The organism is Arthrobacter wenxiniae (assembly GCF_013376105.1).
In the GTDB taxonomy this organism is placed as follows: Bacteria; Actinomycetota; Actinomycetes; order Actinomycetales; family Micrococcaceae; genus Specibacter; species Specibacter wenxiniae.
Genome location: NZ_JAAMFM010000017.1, coordinates 40,845 through 58,142, shown reverse-complemented (window position 1 = coordinate 58,142; position 17,298 = coordinate 40,845). Strand labels below are relative to the sequence as shown.

Sequence of the window (17,298 nt, the reverse complement as noted above, 5' to 3'; positions counted from 1 at the left end):
AATCATGCAAAGAAGGAAATTCCTGGCACTGGCCTCCGTGGCCGCACTGTCCCTGACCGTTGCCGCCTGCGACACCCCGGCCGCGGCCCCGGGCGCCTCCAGCGGCAAGAAGCCGTACATCGCCATCGTCTCCAAGGGCTTCCAGCACCAGTTCTGGCAGTCGGTCAAGCAGGGTGCCGAGAAGGCTGCGAAGGAATTCAACGTCGACATCTCCTTCGAGGGCCCGGACAAGGAAACCAACGTCCAGCAGCAGATGGACCAGCTGAACAACGCCATGGCGAAGAACCCCCAGGCCCTGGCCCTGGCAGCCCTGGACTCCAAGGCCGCCGAGGGCGTGCTGGAGGATGCCCAGAGCAGGAAGATCCCCGTGATCGCCTTCGACTCCGGCGTCGACTCCGACATCCCGGTCGCCACCGCGTCCACGGACAACAAGGCCGCCGCCGCGGAGGCCGCCAAGCACCTGGCCGGCCTGCTGGGCAACAAGGGCGAGGTCGCCATCATCGGCCACTCCCAGACCGCCACGTCCGGCACGGACCGGCGCGACGGCTTCGTGGACTACCTGAAGTCCAACGCACCCGACATCACGATTGTTGACATCCAGTACGCGGACGGCGACCAGGCCAAGTCCACCGACGCCGCCAAGTCCATCATGACCGCCCACCCCAACCTGGCCGGCATGTACGGCACCAACGAGGGGGCGGCAATCGGCGTCGTCAACGCGGTCAAGGAAGCCGGCAAGACCGGCGGGCTGGTCATTGTCGGCTTCGACTCCGGCAAGGCCCAGACGGACGCCATCAAGGACGGCCTGATGGCAGGCGCCGTCACCCAGAACCCCGTGGGCATCGGCTACGAAACCGTCAAGGCCGCCGTCGCCGCCATCAAGGGCGAAAAGGTGGAGAAGGTCATCGACACCGGCTTTTACTGGTACGACAAGACCAACATTGCCGATCCCAAGATCGCCGCGAACCTCTACGAGTAGGCGTCACGCGCGCCGGCCCGCCCTTTGCGAAAATGGCGGGCCGGCGGTCCCAAAGGGCAGCTTCGACAGTGCCGGGACGCCCCTACAATGCCTGGCGCAGCCAGTGCTCCACGCCGCTGATGTGGACGGTGAGCAGGGCCCGGGCGAGCTCGGCGTCCCCGCGTTCCAGCGCCTCGATGATGGACGCGTGCTCGGCCAGGGTGCGGTCCACCGCCTTTTCCTGCGTCAGCCCCCGCCAGATGCGCGCCCGGACGGTGCCGCTGGAGAGCGCATCCAGGACGCTGCCCAGGTAGGAGTTGTTGGCCGCGGCGGCGATCAGGCCGTGGAAGACGAGGTCGTGCTCCACCAGGGATTCGACGCTGGTGGCCTCGCTTATGTCCGCCATGGTGGCGCGCAGGGCGGCAAGCTGGTCGGCCGTGATTCGTCCGGCCGCAATCGCCGCCGCTGCCGGTTCGAGGATGCGGCGCACCTCAAAGATGTCCAGGATGGACTTGTCCTGGTGCAGGTCCACGATGAACGTCATGGCCTCCGTGAGCAGCTGGGGCTCCAGGCTGGTCACATAGGTGCCGTCCCCGCGGCGCACGTCCAGCACCCGGATGATTTCCAGGGCCTTGACGGCCTCACGCAGTGAGCTGCGGGAAAGGCCCAGCTTTTCACTGAGCTCCTTTTCCGGCGGCAGCCGCTCGCCGGCGGAGAGCTCCCCGGAGAGGAGCATGTCCTTGATCTTGGTGATTGCTTCATCGGTGACGGCCATGACCCCAGTGTATTGGTCAGACGTTTGTTCCGGGGTCCCGACAGGCTCGACCGCCGGTGATTGAGCCTGTCCGCCGGTGATTGAGCCTGTCGAAATCCGGGTCCCGCTGCCCGACCATGGGCGGCCCGGCGGACACAAGTAAGCACCCCTGAACCGGACACAAGTAAGCACCCCTGAACCAGTCGGGGGTGCTTACGTGTTCGGCGGAGACGGGGGGATTTGAACCCCCGGTGGAGTTGTGCCCCACACTTCATTAGCAGTGAAGCCCATTCGGCCGCTCTGGCACGTCTCCAGCGCTGGCCGGGGTAGAAGCCCCCGACCAGCATCCCAAACTTTACCTAGTGAAAGGGGTACAAAGCAAAACGGGATCCGCCGCCCCGGCGGCGCCCGGCGCCTACAGCGCGCCGGTCAGTGCCCGCCACAGGAATTCATGCGAGGCCGCGTGCAGCCGGGCGGCCTGGGCATTGTTTCCGGCACCCGCGTGGCCGCCTTCCAGCGCCTCGTGGAACCAGACGGGAATCCCGAGGGACTCCATCCGGGCGGCCATCTTCCGGGCCTGCACGGGTCCGACGCGGTCGTCCGAGGTGGCCGTCCAAATGAACGTGGGCGGGTAGGAAACGCCGGCCCGCAGCTGGTGGTAGGGGGAGAACGTCTTGATGAACTCCCACTGCGCCGGCACGTCGGGGTCGCCGTACTCGGCAATCCACGACGCCCCGGCCGACAGCTTCGTGTACCGGCGCATGTCCAGCAGCGGCACCCCGCAGGAGACGGCGCCAAAGAGTTCAGGGTACCGCGTGAGCATGTTGCCCACCAGCAGCCCGCCGTTGCTGCCGCCGGTGCAGCCCAAGTGGCCGGGCCGGGCCACGCCGCGCGCCGCGAGATCGCGGGCCACGGCGGCGAAGTCCTCGTACGCCCGGTGCCGGTTCCCCTGCAGCGCCGCCGTGTGCCAGTCCGGCCCGTACTCCCCGCCGCCGCGGATGTTCGCCACCACGTACACCCCGCCGCGCTCCAGCCCGTCCACCACGGCCCGGCGCTCCAGCCAGCTGCGCCCCACGGCCCCGCTGTATGCCGGTGTCCGCGAGACCTCAAACCCGCCGTAGCCACCCAGCAGGGTGGGATTGCCGCCGTCGAGCACCAAATCCTTCGGGCCCACCTGGAAATACGGGATCCGCGTGCCGTCCAGGGACACCGCGAAGTGCTGCTCCACCGTGTACTCCGCCTCGTTGAAGAACGACGGCGCCTCCCGCACGGCCGCGGCCGGCCCGCCGCCCGGCAGTGTTCCCCGGTACACCGTGGACGGGGTGAGGAAGCCGGTCGCAACGAGCCAGTAGTCGTTGCCGGACTCCGCATCCTCGTCGTCGACGGCATAAGCGTCAACGGAGTGCAGCGGCGGGCAGGCATCCAGCTCCGCGGCGGTCCAGCCGCCCGCCGGATCAAGCACCAGGATTTTGGAGGAGACGTCCTCGAGCAGGTTGAGCAGCAGGAAGTCCTTTGTCCAGCTCCACGACTGCAGGGACTGCGAGGGCGTGGGCGAAAAGACGGTGCGCACACCGCGGTCCCCGGCCAGGAATGCCTCGAGTCCGATGGCCAGCAGCGTCCCGGCGGCATGGACGGCAGCGTCAACCGCCCAGTCCGTACGGGGGCGCAGCAGCAGCCACTCCCGGTGCAGGGAGACATTCATGTCATCCGGAACGTCGATGTGCACCCACTCGTCCCCCACGCGCAGGTAGCTGCGGGCGTTGAAGAAGTCGATCACGTCGTGGGCCACGTCGCGCTCGTAACCGGGCGTGCTGTCATGCGAAACGCCCCCGCTGAGGTGGTCCTGCGGCACTGCGAACACGGGCTCCTTCGCCGCGAGCTGCTCCAGCGATTCGCCGCGGCGCAGCACCCGGGCGGCGGCGGGGTAGGAGGAGGCCGTCATGGACCCGGGCCCGGTGTCCGTGCCCACATACAGCGTGTCCGCGTCCACCCAGCTCAGGCGCGTCTTCGCCGTCGGCAGCTCGAAGCCGCCCGGCACAAAGGAGCGGGCCTGCAGGTCAAACTCGCGGTAGGTGACGGCGTCGCCGCCGTCGGGGGAGAGAGCCACCATGGCCAGGCGGTAGTCCTCCCCGGCCGCCGGGCGCAGCAACGAGGCGCCGGCCCACAGCCACTGCGAGGCCTCGGCTTCGCTGAGCGCGTCGACGTCGATGAGCAGCTCCCAGTCCGGGCTGCCGGACACATAGCTTTCCCAGTCCGTGCGGCGCCACAGCCCGCGCGGGTTCGCCCCGTCCCGCCAAAAGTTGTAGTACCAGTCCCCGCGCTTGGACACCATGGCAATGCGGTCCTTGGAGTCGAGCACTTCCAGGACGGAGGCCTCCAGGGCTGTGTAGGCCGGGTTCACCAGGGCGGCGTCGGTGCGGGCGTTGTGCCCCCTCACCCAGTCCATGGCGTCGCCGCCGTGGATGTCCTCCAGCCACAGGTTCTCATCAAAGGGTTGTTCGGCAACGGCGGCGGGCGGTTCCGCGGGGCCTGCCGGCACTGGCGCATCGGGACTGGGAGGGGTCATGGTCCCATCCTAGGCAGTCGCATCCGGGATGCGGCGTCCGGCCGGCGGCGTCCGGACGGCCACCCGGCGCCCGGACGGCCACCCGCTTGCAGCCCGGGGCGCCGTGCCGCCACTCGGGCGCCATCGGTTAAGCTCAAGGGGTGGAAATCTTGGGCGGGCAGGACGTGGTCATCGTGGGGGCCGGGCCCCGCGGGACATCCGTCATGGAACGCCTGCTGGCACGCCACGCCGCGACGGCCGAAAGCACCAGGGATGCCCGGAACGCCGCCGCGCCGCCGCGTCCACTGCACATCCACCTGGTGGACCCCTTCCCGCCGGGGGCGGGCCACGTGTGGCGCACGGGGCAGTCCAGGCTGTACCTGATGAACACGCAATCGTTCTTCCCCACCCTCATCCCGGACCAGGGCGTGGCCGCCGCGCCTCTTGCCGGCTGCAGCTTCAATGACTGGCGTGGGGCGATGCGTGCCGAGCCGGACGCCACGCTCAGCGGCGCCGACCGCACCGAACTGGCCACGCTCGCCGCCACCGGCTTTCCCAGCCGCGCGCTCTACGGCCGCTACCTTTCCTGGTGCTTCGCCCGGCTGCTGGAAAAACTGCCGCGCGGCGCCCAGGTCACGGTCCATGCGGACGAGGCGAAGCGGGTGGCGCGGGACCACGAGAGGGGAGGGTTCGCCGTCGAACTCCTCGGCGGGGAAAGCCTGCGCGCGGACAGCGTGGTCCTGGCGCTGGGGCACGTGGAATCGCGGCTGAGCCCGGCGCAGCGAGAGCTGCGGGACGACGCCCGCGCCCACGGCCTGGCCTACCTGCCCCCGGCCGTGCCCAACGACGTGGACTGGACGCAGCTTCCGGCCGGGGACACAGTGCTGGTGCGTGGCATGGGGCTGAACTTTTTCGACGTGCTCGGGCAGCTGACGGAGGGGCGCGGCGGCCGCTTTGAGCCCACGGGACGCGGCCCCGGCGACGCCCTCGCCTACCTTGCCAGCGGCAGGGAACCGGTAATTGTGGGAGCCTCCCGCCGGGGCACTCCGTACCGGGCCAAGGCCGAGCTGGACAGCTACTACCCGGCCGGGGTGGAGCTGCGGTTTCTGTGCGAGGACGCCGTCACCAGGATCCACGACATGGGCGCCACCGCCGGCTTCGACCACGACATCTGGCCGCTGCTGCACCGCGACGCGCTCTGGGCCTACTACACCACCTTGGCACGGACCAGTCCCGGCGCCGTGTCCCCGGGCTTCCTGCCCGGCCTCGACGCGCTGCTGCATGCCGGGCTCGACGGCGAGGCCCGCGACTGGGCTGAGAAGCTCAAGGTCCTGGAGGCCCGCCATGTGGAGGCCGGGCGCGCGCTGGACCTGCCCGCCCTGGCCCGGCCGCTCTCCCGCCAGCCGCTGCGCCCCGGTGGCAAACACCGCTTCGCCTCGCAGGCCGAGCTGGACGACGCCGTGCTTGCCTATTTGTCCGATGATGCCGCCGGTTCCGCGCGCGGGGAGGACGACCCCGTCAAGATGGCCATCGGCGCGCTGAATGCCGGGCGGGCCGTGATCAAGTCCCTCGTTGCCGACCACGGCATCACGCAGGAGTCCTGGCTGGGCGAGCTGCGCGGCTGGTTCGAAGGGTTCGTGGAGGGCCTGGCCAGCGGCCCGCCGGCACTCCGCGTGGAGCAGCTGGCCGCACTGGTGCGGGCCGGAGTGGTCCACTTTGCCGGACCGGACCCGGTTTTCAGGATCCAGGGCGGGCTTTTTACGGCCAGTTCCCCGTGGGTGGCGGACCAGCCGTGGCATGCCAGGCACCTTGTCGAGGCGCTGGCCCCGGCCAACCGCATTCAGGGCACGGCGTCCCGGCTGTTGAACAACCTGCAGGCCGACGGACTGGTCCGGCCCCGTGTCATGCTGGCATCCGACGGCGGGCCCGTCGTCACGAGCGGCCTGGACGTCTCCGCCCCACCCTACCGCCCGCTCGACGGCGTGGGCCGGCCGGTGGAGGGGCTGTATGTGCTGGGGCTCCAGCTGTCCTCGGTGCAGTGGGGAACGGCCATCGCGGCCCAGGCCAACGCCGAATACCGCAGCGGCTACCGCACCGTGCTTGATGCCGACGCCATCGCGGCGGACATCCTGGCGTAGCGTCCCCCACTGCAGCTGAGATTCCTATGTGCCGGCCGGCGTCAGAGGCAGGCCTTGCTGCCCGGGTTGGGCTTGCACTGCTCGTTCGGGTTGGTGATGCTGATCGGCAGCTCCACCGTTGTCCCGCTCGGCGCGGCCTTCACGGCGATGGTGCCGCCGGTGCGGGCGTCGGACGGCAGCGTGAAGGAGACCTTCGCGGAGCCGTTGGTCACACCCGCCGTGTCCACCACGGTGCGCTTGCCCTTGCCGTCGGTGAACTCGACTTTGACGGAGGTGTTCTTCGGGCTGCCCAGGGAGGTCAGGTCCAGCTTGTTGAGCTGGAAGCTGACGGTGCCCTTGGCATCCACCGTGGCGGGGTTGCCCACAACCTCGACGCCGCGGCGTGCGAAGTCGGGGGCGATCGGGGCCTTGGCGGACTGTTTGCCGAGGTACGTGATCCAGGCGTCGCGGTCGATGAGGCCGGAATCCCTGGTGTTGGTGCCTTCGGTGAACACGCGGAAGTTGTCGCCGCCGGTCGCCAGGAAACTGAACGTGCCCACGCGGTATTCGCGGGCGGCGTCCAGGGCCGCGCCGTTGATGGTGACCGAGGTGATGTGGTCGCCGAGCTTCCGGGTCGAATCGTAGGTGTAGGACATGTTGGAGGACAGGCCAAGGTTCAGGAACGGACGGCTGGGAATGGTGCCGTCCGCGTTGGTCTGCCACTGCTGCTCCAGCAGGGTCTTCACCTGGGCGCCCGTGAGCGTGGTGGTCCACAGGTTGTTCACGAAGGGCAGGACCGCGTTGGCGTTGGCATACGTGACCACGCCGTCGGGGATCCCCGCGTTCTTGTAGAGCAGGTCGGCGCGGAGGCCGCCCGGGTTGACGACGCCGATCTCGGCCCCGCCGGCGGGGCCCGACTTCAGTGCGTCCAGGAGTGCGTTGCCGACCAGGTTGCCCAGGGTGGACTCGCTGGCGCGGTCGTCACGGACGTACTGGCCGGTCCCGGCGTTGAACGTCTGTGCCGTGGTGATGTCGGCGGAGATCCTGCCCACCGGCACGCTGCCCGCCACCTTGGCGTCCGCGAGCGCCTTGTCCGTGATCGCCTTGACGGCGGCCACGCGCGGGAACTTCGCGACGAGCGTGGTGTCAGCCTCGGTGGTCCGTGCCACGTTGCCCTGCGTGTACGACTTCACCTGGTGGGTGGTGGCGTCCACGGACAGCTGGATCTGGCCAATGAATTCGCCGTAGCTTCCGGTCTGGAGCACGGGGCGGGTCTTCAGTGTGGCGTCGGCGGAAACACCGGGGATGGGTGCCTCCCAGGCGTACTGCTTGTGCGTGTGGCCGGTGAAAATGGCGTTGACCGAGGGCGCTGTCTTGTCCACGATGTCTGCAAAGGCGCCGCCTGCCGCGATCTCCTGGCCCAAGGTGGCGCCGTCGGGCGTCCCGGCCCCGGCTCCTTCGTGGTATTCGGCCACGATGACGTCGGCGAGCTTGCCGTCGGCGATCTTCGCAGCCACGCGGTTGACGGCGGCCACGGGGTCGCCAAAGTCGAGGTTGGCGATGCCGGACGGCGTCACGAGCGTGGGGGTCTCCTGCGTGATGGCGCCGATGACGGCCACCTTCACGCCGTTGACGGTGATGACCTTGTATTCGTCAAGGACCGGGGTGGTGGTGCCCTTGGCGTACACGTTGGCGCCCAGGTAGTCCCACTTGGCGGCGGCGCGGATGCGCCCGTCCAGGTCGGCGTAGCCCTTGTCGAACTCATGGTTTCCGACGGCGGATGCCGCCAGTCCCAGCGCGTTCAGCACCTCGATGGTGGGCTGGTCGTCCTGGGATGCCGAGGCGAACAGGCTTGCGCCAAGGTTGTCGCCCGCGGAGAGGAACGCCGTGTTGGCGTCGCCGGCCGCTGCCCGCAGCTGCTCGACCGTGCCGGCGAACTTCACCGTGTTGGCGTCGATTCGGCCGTGGAAGTCGTTGATGTTCAGGAGGTTGACATTTTGGGTGCTTCCGGCGGCCCCCGGCATCTTCAGGCCCACCACCACGGGGTCGTGGTCGGAGGCGGCGAAGGCCGAGGTGTCGTAGAAGTTGGTGACGTTGTTGTTGTAGCGGCTGTAGCCCATGGCGATGGACTCGGCCGAGTTGATGTTCCAGATGTCCACGCCGGTGACCATGGCCTCGGCGGCGGGCGACGCCAGGATGTGGTCAAGCGAGCCGACCATGCCGCCATAGCTGTAGGAGTGCTTGGTGGTCTTGGCGTCCTGGTCGACGTAGCCGGCGCCGGTGAGCACGTTGATGGGGTCTTCGTGCAGGTAGGCGTTGAAGTCGCCAATCAGGAGGACCTTCTCGGTGCCCTGGGCCTTTTGCTGCGTGTCGGAGAATGCCAGCAGAGCCTTGGCCTGCGCCGTGCGGGCCAGGTTGGAGTTGCCCTGGCCCTTGTCGGTGTCGTTGCCGATGGCTGAACCCTTGGACTTGAAGTGGTTCACGATCATGAGCACCTTGGAGGCGTCCGGTGCGCCGGCCGGCTTGAACGCCTGGGCCAGCGGCTGGCGGGCAATGCCGGTGAATGCGGCATCGTCCAGGATCACGGAGGCGCCCACGGGCTCGGCCACGGCCTTTTTGAAGATGAAGGCCGTGCGGATGACGTCTTCATCGTTCACTGCCGGCCGGGTCGCGGGGGAGCGGACGTAGTCCCAGGTGCCCGGGGCCGCTGTGTTCAGGGCGGCGACCAGGATGGAGAGTGCGTTGTCCCGGTCCTTGCCGAACTTGGCGGAGTTTTCAATCTCCTCCAGCGAGAGGACGTCGGCGCCCGAGGCGAGGATGCCGGAGACGATCTTGTCCTGCTGGCGCTTCAGGCTGGCAGCGTTTGCCGCGCCGCGCTGCAGGCAGCCGCCCTTGACCGTCAGGGGATTGTTTTCGCGGTCGGTGTAGAACTGGCAGGCAGGGTCCGCGTCGCCCGTGGTGGGGAAGTAGTTCTGCACGTTGAAGGAGGCCACCTTGAGGTTGCCGCCAACGTCCTTGGGGGTCGCCTCGCGGTTGTTGCCAAACGCGATGGGCTGCACGGACGCCGCGTTGGCGACAGTGAGCGGTTCCAGTGGCTGGAACTTGTAGGAGCTGTTCCGGTTGTCAAGGATCACGTTGGAGCTGAACTCGCCCTGCGAGCCCACGCGCATCGGCGTGCCGGCGCTGAGCCATGGCAGCGGGATGGCGGATCCGGTGGTGGAGAAGTTGGTGCTGGAACCGTCGTCGAGCTTGATGGCACGGGCGGCATTGCCTGCCACCAGGGCGGTGTACTCCGCGGAACCGTAGGGGGCCACGGCGGTGGGCTGGACGAGCGCCGTCGTGCCAGCGGCCAGGCCGATCTCCCCGTAGCTGCTGAGGGAGTAGTTGTCGGTGATGGTGAAGGTGCCCTGGGGGGCGACGAGCATGCCCTCGAGGGTTTCGCGTTGCGCGTCGGTGGCGGGCAGCGTCTTCAGGACGGTCGCCTTGACTTCCGGTGCAGGATCCGCCAGGTGCGTCATGTCCCCGGCCGAAACGGTGATCTCGGTGGTCCTGCTGGTGTCCGTGGCGGAGCCGAACTCGGTCACCAGGCCCTTGACCTGGACGTAGTCGCCGATCCTGACGCTGCGGACGGTGGCGGGGGAGAAGACAAAGACGCCGACCGAGGCCGTGTGCGTGGCCAGGTCCAGGTCGCCGCCCGTGCCGGGGGTCTGGATGAAGTAGCCGTTGAAGCCGCCGTCGGGGTACACGGCCGTGACCTTGCCCGCGGTGGTGACGAGCGAGCCCTCGAACGGGCTCGCGGCCCCGGTTCCCTGGACGTCGGCGATGCTCATTGCGCCAGCGTCCACGGGAGGCGGCGGCGGGGCGTCGCCGCCCTGCGTGCCGGTGGGGGTGGCGGCGTCGCGGGTGAAGTCAGCCGCGTTGTTGTCCGTGTCGGCACCGCCGGCGCGGTTGAGGGAGGTCGAGACGCTGGCCGCCGTGGCGGCGGCACCTTCAAAGGTGTTGGACGTGCCGTAGCCGAGCAGGTCGACGATGCCCGGTTGTCCAAGCAGCGATCCCGTGGGCAGGTCGGCCGGCAGCTTCGCGGCCTGGTCGGAGAGGATGACGGTGCCCGCCCCGGCCGCCGGGTTGATGGTGGTCGCGGCGTAGTCGGTGGCGGGCAGGTCCCGGCCGTTGGCTCCGTTCGAGCCGCCGTTGACCAGGTAGTAGCCCCCGGCCTTGATGGTGCCGGCCAGCGGCGCCACGTTGGCGGGAGCCGCAGTTCCGGTTCCTGGGCGGTACTGCAGCGACCAGCCGTCGAGGCTGACGTCGGCGTTGGTCGGGTTGTACAGTTCAACGAACTTGTTCTTGTAGCTGGCCCCCGCGCTGCCGCCGTTGAGGTAGGCCTCATTGATGACTACGTGGGATTGGGCGGTGACGGCGGCCGGGAGGGCGCCTGTGGGCGCGAGGGCCGCCGTCGTGGTTGGGTCCGCCGTTGCGGAACCAGGGTCGGCCTGCGCCGGCGCGAGTGCCAGCGGGGCCGCGGCGAGCCCGAATGCCAGCATGGCACCGATCCCCGCCTTCATAAGGGTGTTGCTCTTCATATCTCCAACTCTCGGATTTTCGGCACATCGTTGTGCTGCCTGTGGTGATGATCTGCCGGCCCGGCTGGATTCCGCAGGGCCAAAAGCCGGCCCCCCGGCCGGCTCGTGCAGCTACGTTTTTGAGCTAAACACGTAGCTGTGAATCATCCATGAACACAGGGTATTGGTCAAGTAAATTCAGTTTGTTCACAGGTAACGGGTGTAGGGCGACGCCAGGGCGTGCGGCTGGAAAGGCGGCCGGGGCGGCTCGACCTGCGGGCGTCCGGCCGGAAATGCGGGTGTGCGGGTTCGCGTGCCGGTGGGCTGCGGGGCAGCGAAAAGGGAGGCACCCCCAGCGGGGTGCCTCCCTCGAAGAGCGGAAGGTGCGAGATTCGAACTCGCGGTACGGGGTCACCGCACACTGGTTTTCAAGACCAGCTCCATCGGCCGCTCGGACAACCTTCCTTACGCTAGTAGTGTTTCATAAGCGGGGCGGTGCCACCAAAGCGGGCGCCCCCCGCGAAATGCTGCGCAGCGGAGGAGAGTTTCATGAAGGCGATTGTTGCACGGGCTCCCGGGGGCCCGGAGGTTTTGGCCCTGGCCGACGTCCCCGCGCCCGTGCCCGGCCCCGGCGAGATCCTGATCGATGTGGTGGCCGCCGGCATCAACCGGGCCGACGTCCAGCAGCGCCGCGGCTTTTATCCGCCGCCCGCCGGCGCCACAGACATCCTGGGGCTCGAGGTGTCCGGGCGCATTGCAGGCTTCGGGCCGGATGTCACACGGCCGTTCTCGGTCGGTGAAAAGGTGGTGGCCCTGCTCTCCGGCGGGGGCTACGCCCAGCAGGTAGCTGTTCCGGCCGGACAGGTGCTCCGGCTTCCGGACGGGGTCGACGTGGTGACGGCAGCGTCCCTGCCGGAAGTGGCGGCAACCGTCTACTCCAACCTGTTCATGACCGCGCAGCTGCAGGCCGGCGAGACCGTGCTGGTGCATGGCGGTACGGGCGGCATCGGCGTCATGGCCGTCCAGCTCGCCAAGGCCGCCGGCGCCCGGGTGATCGCCACGGCCGGCAGCGACGAGAAGGCGGCGATGCTCACCGGGTTCCTGGGCGCCGATGCGGCCATCAACTACCGCAGCCAGGACTTCGTGGAACTGGTGAAGGAGCACACCGACGGCCGGGGCGCCAACGTGATCCTCGACGTCGTCGGCGCCAAGTACCTGGCCCAAAACCTCTCCGCCCTGGCGCTGTACGGGCGCCTGGTGGTGATCGGGCTGCAGGGAGGCACGACAGCGGAGCTCGACCTGGGCGTCCTGCTCGCCAAGCGCGCGGCCGTTATCGGAACCACGCTGCGGGCCCGCCCGACGGAGGAAAAGTCCATCATCATGGACGGCGTGCGCAGCAATGTGTGGCCGCTGGTGGCCTCCGGCGCCGTCAAGACCATCGTGGACAAGACCTTTCCGCTGGCGCAGGCCGCCGCGGCGCACGCTTATTTCGATTCCGGCTCGCACGTGGGCAAGGTCCTCCTGACGCTGTAGCCCCGTCCCCGGTGGTCGAGCCGGTCCAGGCCCTGGAGCCGAATTCCTGCGGTTGCCCAAATCGGTGGTGCAGCTTCTGCGGTTGGGGCCGCCGTGAGCCCGCATCATGTGCACCATCGAATCGGCCCGCAACGCCCATGATCGGGTCGTCAGGCCGAGCCCCATGAATCCCCGGGACAAGCCCCGCCAGCGACCCCTTGCGCATTGCATACCCCGTAGCTAGAGTTTGCCATACGCGGTATGTATGCCGCTGTCGCGGCCGGCCGTTGGGGGCGCCCGCGACAAACGTGGGGAGCCTTACATGTCAATCAGGCATTCACTGTTGGCCCTGCTGCAGGAGGGGCCGCGCTACGGCTACCAGCTGCGCGGGGAGTTTGAGGAGCGGACGGGGGCGGCCTGGCCGCTGAACATCGGGCAGGTCTACACCACCCTGGACCGGCTGGAGCGGGACGCCCTTGTGGAAAAGGACGGGGACGACGGCGAGGGCCACGTGGTCTACAGCATCACTGCCGCGGGGCGCGCCGAGGTGATGGGCTGGTTCGCGCAGCCAGTCGCCGCCACGAATCCGCCCCGCAACCAGCTCGCCATCAAGCTGGCGCTGGCCTTGACATTGGACGGGGTCGATGTGGCCGCCGTCGTGCAGGCTCAGCGCACCGCGTCGATGCGGCTGCTGCAGGACTACACCCGCCAGCGCCGGACCGCCGCGTCGAATGCGGGCACCCCGGCGACCGGGCAGGGACCCTCCGGAGGGGCCAACGACGCCGCCTGGCTGCTGGTCCTGGACTCGCTGATCTTTTCCACGGAGGCAGAGGTGCGCTGGCTGGACCACTGCGAGGGCTGGATGGCGCAGCGTGCCGCGGGGCGCCCGGTGGCCGGACACCCAGTTGCGGCTCCCGTTGAGAGCCGGGCGGTGTCCAGATGAGCAGCAGCAGCGCATGGCGATCGGCCGCGCCATCGTGGGCCAGCGCCGCCTGATCCTGGCCGACGAATCCACGGGCGCGCTGGACGCCGCCACCGGCGACGGCAACCTGGAGGTGCTGGGCGGGCGCGCGGAGACCGGCACCTTTGAGCTGGTCGGCACCGTCCGGGATGCCGGGGTGGCGGACGGGAACGCCGTGCCGTACCTCAAGCGGGACCAGATTCCAGCGTCCATGGCCGCCTCCCTATCGCCTCCCGAAGCCTGGTCCTCAATCCGCCGACGCTGGCCGCGCGGCCGGTGCGGGACAATGACCGCAACCAGGTGGCCATCCCCCTCCACTATGAGGACTACGGGCAGATGAACGGCAACGCTGGGGCCGTGGCCCTGAGCCGGGGCAAAAAGGTACCCGTCGACCCCGAAAAGGGCACCGCAGCCCTGAACTCATCCAGCGGTGCGGATGTGGCCACCAACGTGCCCCGGGGCGCCCTCTCGATGAAGTCGTGCCCAAGCGGCACGACGGCCGAGAATGGCGACTACCTTCCGGCGCCCTGCACCGGCTGGGTGCTGGCGGAACCTGCCGCCAAGGAGGCACTGGGGTCCGGCGGGATCGTCGCCACCCACAGGATCCATGTGGACGGCGCCGGCAAGGCTGCCGTCCTCAGCATTGACTACGCCGCAGGGTCCAGCCGCAGCAACGGGTCTACGCAGCCACCGGGGCCGGGTCGCAGCCTGCCGGCCCAACTTACCTGCGCCCGGACTTCTTGCCGCTGAGCACCAAGGTGCTGCCCGCCGTCGTCGACGGCCGCAGCGACCACGCCACGCCCGCTGGCATCGGCGCCGACACACGGCTGAGAAAGGCGCCTGCCGCCTCGCAGATCCTCATGACCGCGCTCCTTGGGACCATGCTGGGCATTGTCGCCGGGGCCATCCCGGTGATCGTGGTGCTGTCCCTCCAGCGCGGGTACCCGATGGTGCTGCCGCGGCCGCACATGGCGGCCCTGGTGGTGCTGGTGCCACTCTTCGGCGCGGCCGCGGCGTGGCTGTTGACCAAGGGCACGCTGCCGATGACGAGGAGGCAGACGCTCGCCTGACCTGCCCGCCCATCGCTCGGTTGCGACCGGGGCACTTTATCCCATCGCTCGGTTGCGACCGGGGCGCCGCAGCCCCAGTTGCGCGGGAGGGTTCGCGTAAAGTGCCCCGCTTGCAACCGAGGGTCCGTACGCCCCGCTCGTCGCATAAACGGGGCCGTTGGCAGATTGACCGGTATGGCCCGGCCCACATCCGCGATGTGGGCCGGGCCATGTTGCTACCGTCAAGGGGCCAGAATTCAGGCCTGAGTAAGGAATATGATGACCCAGCAGTCAAAGGGGACCGCAGACCAGGCGGGACCCCTCCTCCAGGATCCAGAGCTGCCACCGGTGGCCGTGGACCTCGAAGCGGAGGCCGCCAGCCACAAGTGGACGCCGCTGAAGATCGCCATCTGGGCGGCCATTGCCCTGCTGGGCGGCGTGGCCTGGGTGGTGCTGGCCGTGGTCAGGGGTGAATCAGTCAACGCCATCTGGTTCGTGTTCGCCGCGGTGTGCACCTACCTGATCGGCTACCGCTTCTACTCCAAGGTCATTGAAAGGTATCTGCTCAAGCCCAATGACAGGCGCGCCACGCCTGCCGAGTACAAGGCCGACGGCAAGGACTTCGTCCGCACCGACCGCAACGTCCTCTTCGGCCACCACTTTGCGGCCATCGCCGGCGCCGGACCCCTCGTGGGGCCCATCCTTGCGGCGCAGATGGGCTACCTTCCGGGCACCATCTGGATCATCGTCGGCGTCGTGCTGGCGGGCGCCGTCCAGGACTACCTGGTCCTCTTCTTCTCCATGCGCCGCGGCGGCCGTTCCCTGGGCCAGATGGCCCGCGAGGAGCTTGGCGTCGTCGGCGGCACGGCCGCGCTGATTGCCACGCTGCTGATCATGATCATCATCGTGGCGATCCTGGCGCTCGTGGTGGTCAACGCCCTGGGCGAATCCCCGTGGGGCGTGTTCTCCGTGTCCATGACCATCCCGATTGCGCTGTTCATGGGCGTCTACCTGCGCTACCTGCGCCCGGGCAAGGTCATGGAGGTGTCCGTGATCGGCTTCGTCCTGCTGCTCGCGGCCATCATCGGCGGAGGCATGGTGGCCCACACCGAATGGGGCGCGGCGTTCTTCCACCTGGACCGGACCACGCTCGCCTGGGCCATCATCATTTACGGTTTCATTGCAGCGGTCCTGCCCGTCTGGCTGCTGCTGGCCCCGCGCGACTACCTCTCCACGTTCATGAAGATCGGCACCATCGTGATGCTGGCCGCCTCCATTGTCCTGGTCCGCCCCACCATCAACGTGCCCGCCTTCAGCGAATACGCCTCCCGCTCCGACGGGCCGGTGTTCTCCGGCTCCCTGTTCCCGTTCCTGTTCGTCACCATCGCCTGCGGCGCGCTCTCCGGCTTCCACGCGCTGATCGCCTCCGGCACCACGCCCAAGCTCATCGAGAAGGAGCGCCAGGCCCGCTACATCGGCTACGGCGGCATGCTCATGGAGTCCTTCGTGGCCATCATGGCCCTGGTCGCGGCGCTGTCAATCGACCGCGGCATCTACTTCGCCATGAACGCCTCGGGCGCGGCCACCGGCGGCACCGTCGAGGGCGCGGCGGCGTTCGTGAACTCCCTGGGCCTGACCGGGGTCCACGTGGACCCGGCCACCCTGGCCCAGACCGCGTCCGACGTCGGCGAGCAGTCCATCGTCTCCCGCACCGGGGGCGCCCCCACCCTTGCCGTGGGACTGGCCCACATCATGCACCAGGTGGCCGGCGGACAGGCCATGATGAGCTTCTGGTACCACTTCGCCATCATGTTTGAGGCGCTCTTCATCCTCACCGCGGTCGACGCCGGCACCCGCGTGGCCCGCTTCATGCTCCAGGACTCGATCGGCAACTTCGTGCCCAAATTCAAGGACACGTCCTGGCGGCCGGGCACGTGGCTGACCACCGCCGCCATGGTGGCCGGCTGGGGCGCCATCCTCATCATGGGCGTCACCGACCCGCTCGGCGGCATCAACACCTTGTTCCCGCTGTTCGGCATCGCCAACCAGCTGCTGGCCGCCATCGCCCTGGCCGTGTGCCTGGCCATCATCGCCAAGAACACGCGCGCCAGGTACCTGTGGCTCGTGGCCCTGCCGCTCGCCTTCGTCACGGTGGTGACCGTGGTGGCGTCCTTCCAGAAGATTTTCTCCACGGTCCCGGCCGTAGGCTACTGGGCGCAGCACAACGCGTTCAAGCAGGCGCTGGCCGACGGCAAGACCCACTTCGGCACGGCCAAGACCGTCGAGGCCATGGAGGCAGTGGTGCGCAACACCTCCGTGCAGGGGACGCTGTCCATCATCTTCGTGGTCCTCTCCATCGTCGTGATTACGACGGCGGTCCTGGTCTCCATCCGCTCCGTCCGCACCGGCGGCGGGCCAAGCATGGAAGACCCGGCAGTTGCCTCGCGCATCTTCGCCCCGGCCGGCGTGGCGCCCAGCGCCGCCGAGCGGGCCATCATGCAGGAATGGGCCGGCTCGGGCAGGGAAACCGCGCGGGAGGGCCATTAGCCATGGGCGGCCTGCGGCGCGCAGCCTCGGTGCTGGGCTCGGTCACCAGATACCTCAAGGGCGTCCTGGGGGAAGACGCCTATGACAAGTATCTGGACCACCACAGCGGTACCGGGTGCGCCGGGCCGGCCATGACTGTCAAGGAGTTCTGGCGCGAGAGAATGGACCGCCAGGACGCCAACCCCGAGGGCCGGTGCTGCTGACAGCGGGCTCGGGCCCTCTCGGCGTGCCTGCGCCCGGCTGTACAGCTGCGGCGGGTTGGCGGCCGTGCCCGGGTTCCCGGACATATTCCGAGG

At 68.8% G+C, this 17,298-nt stretch carries 12 protein-coding genes and 2 tRNA genes; 9 read left to right on the top strand and 5 right to left on the bottom strand.

Annotated elements, in window-relative coordinates; translation table 11 throughout:
* Positions 1–4: 4 nt before the first annotated feature.
* Positions 5–979, top strand: coding sequence for an ABC transporter substrate-binding protein (locus G6034_RS11960; protein ID WP_176635343.1), 975 nt, complete (start codon positions 5–7; stop codon positions 977–979).
* An 82-nt stretch (positions 980–1,061) separates the two neighbouring features.
* Here G6034_RS11960 and G6034_RS11955 read toward each other — a convergent pair whose 3' ends face one another.
* From G6034_RS11955 to G6034_RS11945, 3 genes are all read right to left on the bottom strand, one after another.
* Entirely contained in the window at positions 1,062–1,733 is a 672-nt protein-coding gene (locus G6034_RS11955) for a FadR/GntR family transcriptional regulator (RefSeq protein ID WP_176635342.1), read from the bottom strand.
* Between the two features lie 204 nt (positions 1,734–1,937).
* Positions 1,938–2,025 (bottom strand) — tRNA-Ser (locus G6034_RS11950).
* A 102-nt stretch (positions 2,026–2,127) separates the two neighbouring features.
* Positions 2,128–4,278, bottom strand: a complete 2,151-nt coding sequence (locus G6034_RS11945; protein WP_176635341.1) for a prolyl oligopeptidase family serine peptidase — start codon at positions 4,276–4,278, stop codon at positions 2,128–2,130.
* A 140-nt stretch (positions 4,279–4,418) separates the two neighbouring features.
* Here G6034_RS11945 and G6034_RS11940 point away from each other — a divergent pair, with 140 nt between their 5' ends.
* The gene (locus G6034_RS11940) at positions 4,419–6,395 is read left to right on the top strand and encodes an FAD/NAD(P)-binding protein (RefSeq protein WP_343038031.1); all 1,977 of its coding nucleotides are present in this window, start codon (positions 4,419–4,421) and stop codon (positions 6,393–6,395) included.
* A 41-nt stretch (positions 6,396–6,436) separates the two neighbouring features.
* On the opposite strand, the gene G6034_RS11935 is transcribed toward G6034_RS11940, so the two are convergent.
* Both G6034_RS11935 and G6034_RS11930 read right to left on the bottom strand, forming a co-directional pair.
* Positions 6,437–10,954, bottom strand: coding sequence for an ExeM/NucH family extracellular endonuclease (locus tag G6034_RS11935; RefSeq protein ID WP_246295739.1), 4,518 nt, complete (start codon positions 10,952–10,954; stop codon positions 6,437–6,439).
* A 356-nt stretch (positions 10,955–11,310) separates the two neighbouring features.
* Positions 11,311–11,398, bottom strand: a tRNA-Ser gene (locus tag G6034_RS11930).
* 84 nt (positions 11,399–11,482) lie between these two features.
* Between G6034_RS11930 and G6034_RS11925 the strand changes: the two genes are divergently transcribed.
* From G6034_RS11925 to G6034_RS11895, 7 genes are all read left to right on the top strand, one after another.
* Entirely contained in the window at positions 11,483–12,466 is a 984-nt protein-coding gene (locus G6034_RS11925) for an NAD(P)H-quinone oxidoreductase (protein WP_176635340.1), read from the top strand.
* A 301-nt stretch (positions 12,467–12,767) separates the two neighbouring features.
* Positions 12,768–13,388, top strand: coding sequence for a PadR family transcriptional regulator (locus G6034_RS11920; RefSeq protein ID WP_176635339.1), 621 nt, complete (start codon positions 12,768–12,770; stop codon positions 13,386–13,388).
* Between the two features lie 13 nt (positions 13,389–13,401).
* A complete protein-coding gene (locus G6034_RS20155) occupies positions 13,402–13,746 on the top strand; it encodes a hypothetical protein (RefSeq protein ID WP_425485520.1) in 345 nt (114 codons plus the stop codon).
* Positions 13,707–14,156, top strand: coding sequence for a hypothetical protein (locus G6034_RS11910; RefSeq protein WP_176635338.1), 450 nt, complete (start codon positions 13,707–13,709; stop codon positions 14,154–14,156). The genes G6034_RS20155 and G6034_RS11910 overlap by 40 nt, the downstream gene beginning before the upstream one ends.
* The gene (locus tag G6034_RS11905) at positions 14,147–14,476 is read left to right on the top strand and encodes a hypothetical protein (protein ID WP_176635337.1); all 330 of its coding nucleotides are present in this window, start codon (positions 14,147–14,149) and stop codon (positions 14,474–14,476) included. The genes G6034_RS11910 and G6034_RS11905 overlap by 10 nt, the downstream gene beginning before the upstream one ends.
* Positions 14,477–14,731: 255 nt before the next feature.
* Complete coding sequence (locus tag G6034_RS11900) at positions 14,732–17,002, top strand: carbon starvation CstA family protein (protein ID WP_425485519.1); 2,271 nt, start codon at positions 14,732–14,734, stop codon at positions 17,000–17,002.
* Between the two features lie 2 nt (positions 17,003–17,004).
* Entirely contained in the window at positions 17,005–17,205 is a 201-nt protein-coding gene (locus G6034_RS11895; RefSeq protein WP_176635335.1) for a YbdD/YjiX family protein, read from the top strand.
* Positions 17,206–17,298: the final 93 nt, after the last annotated feature.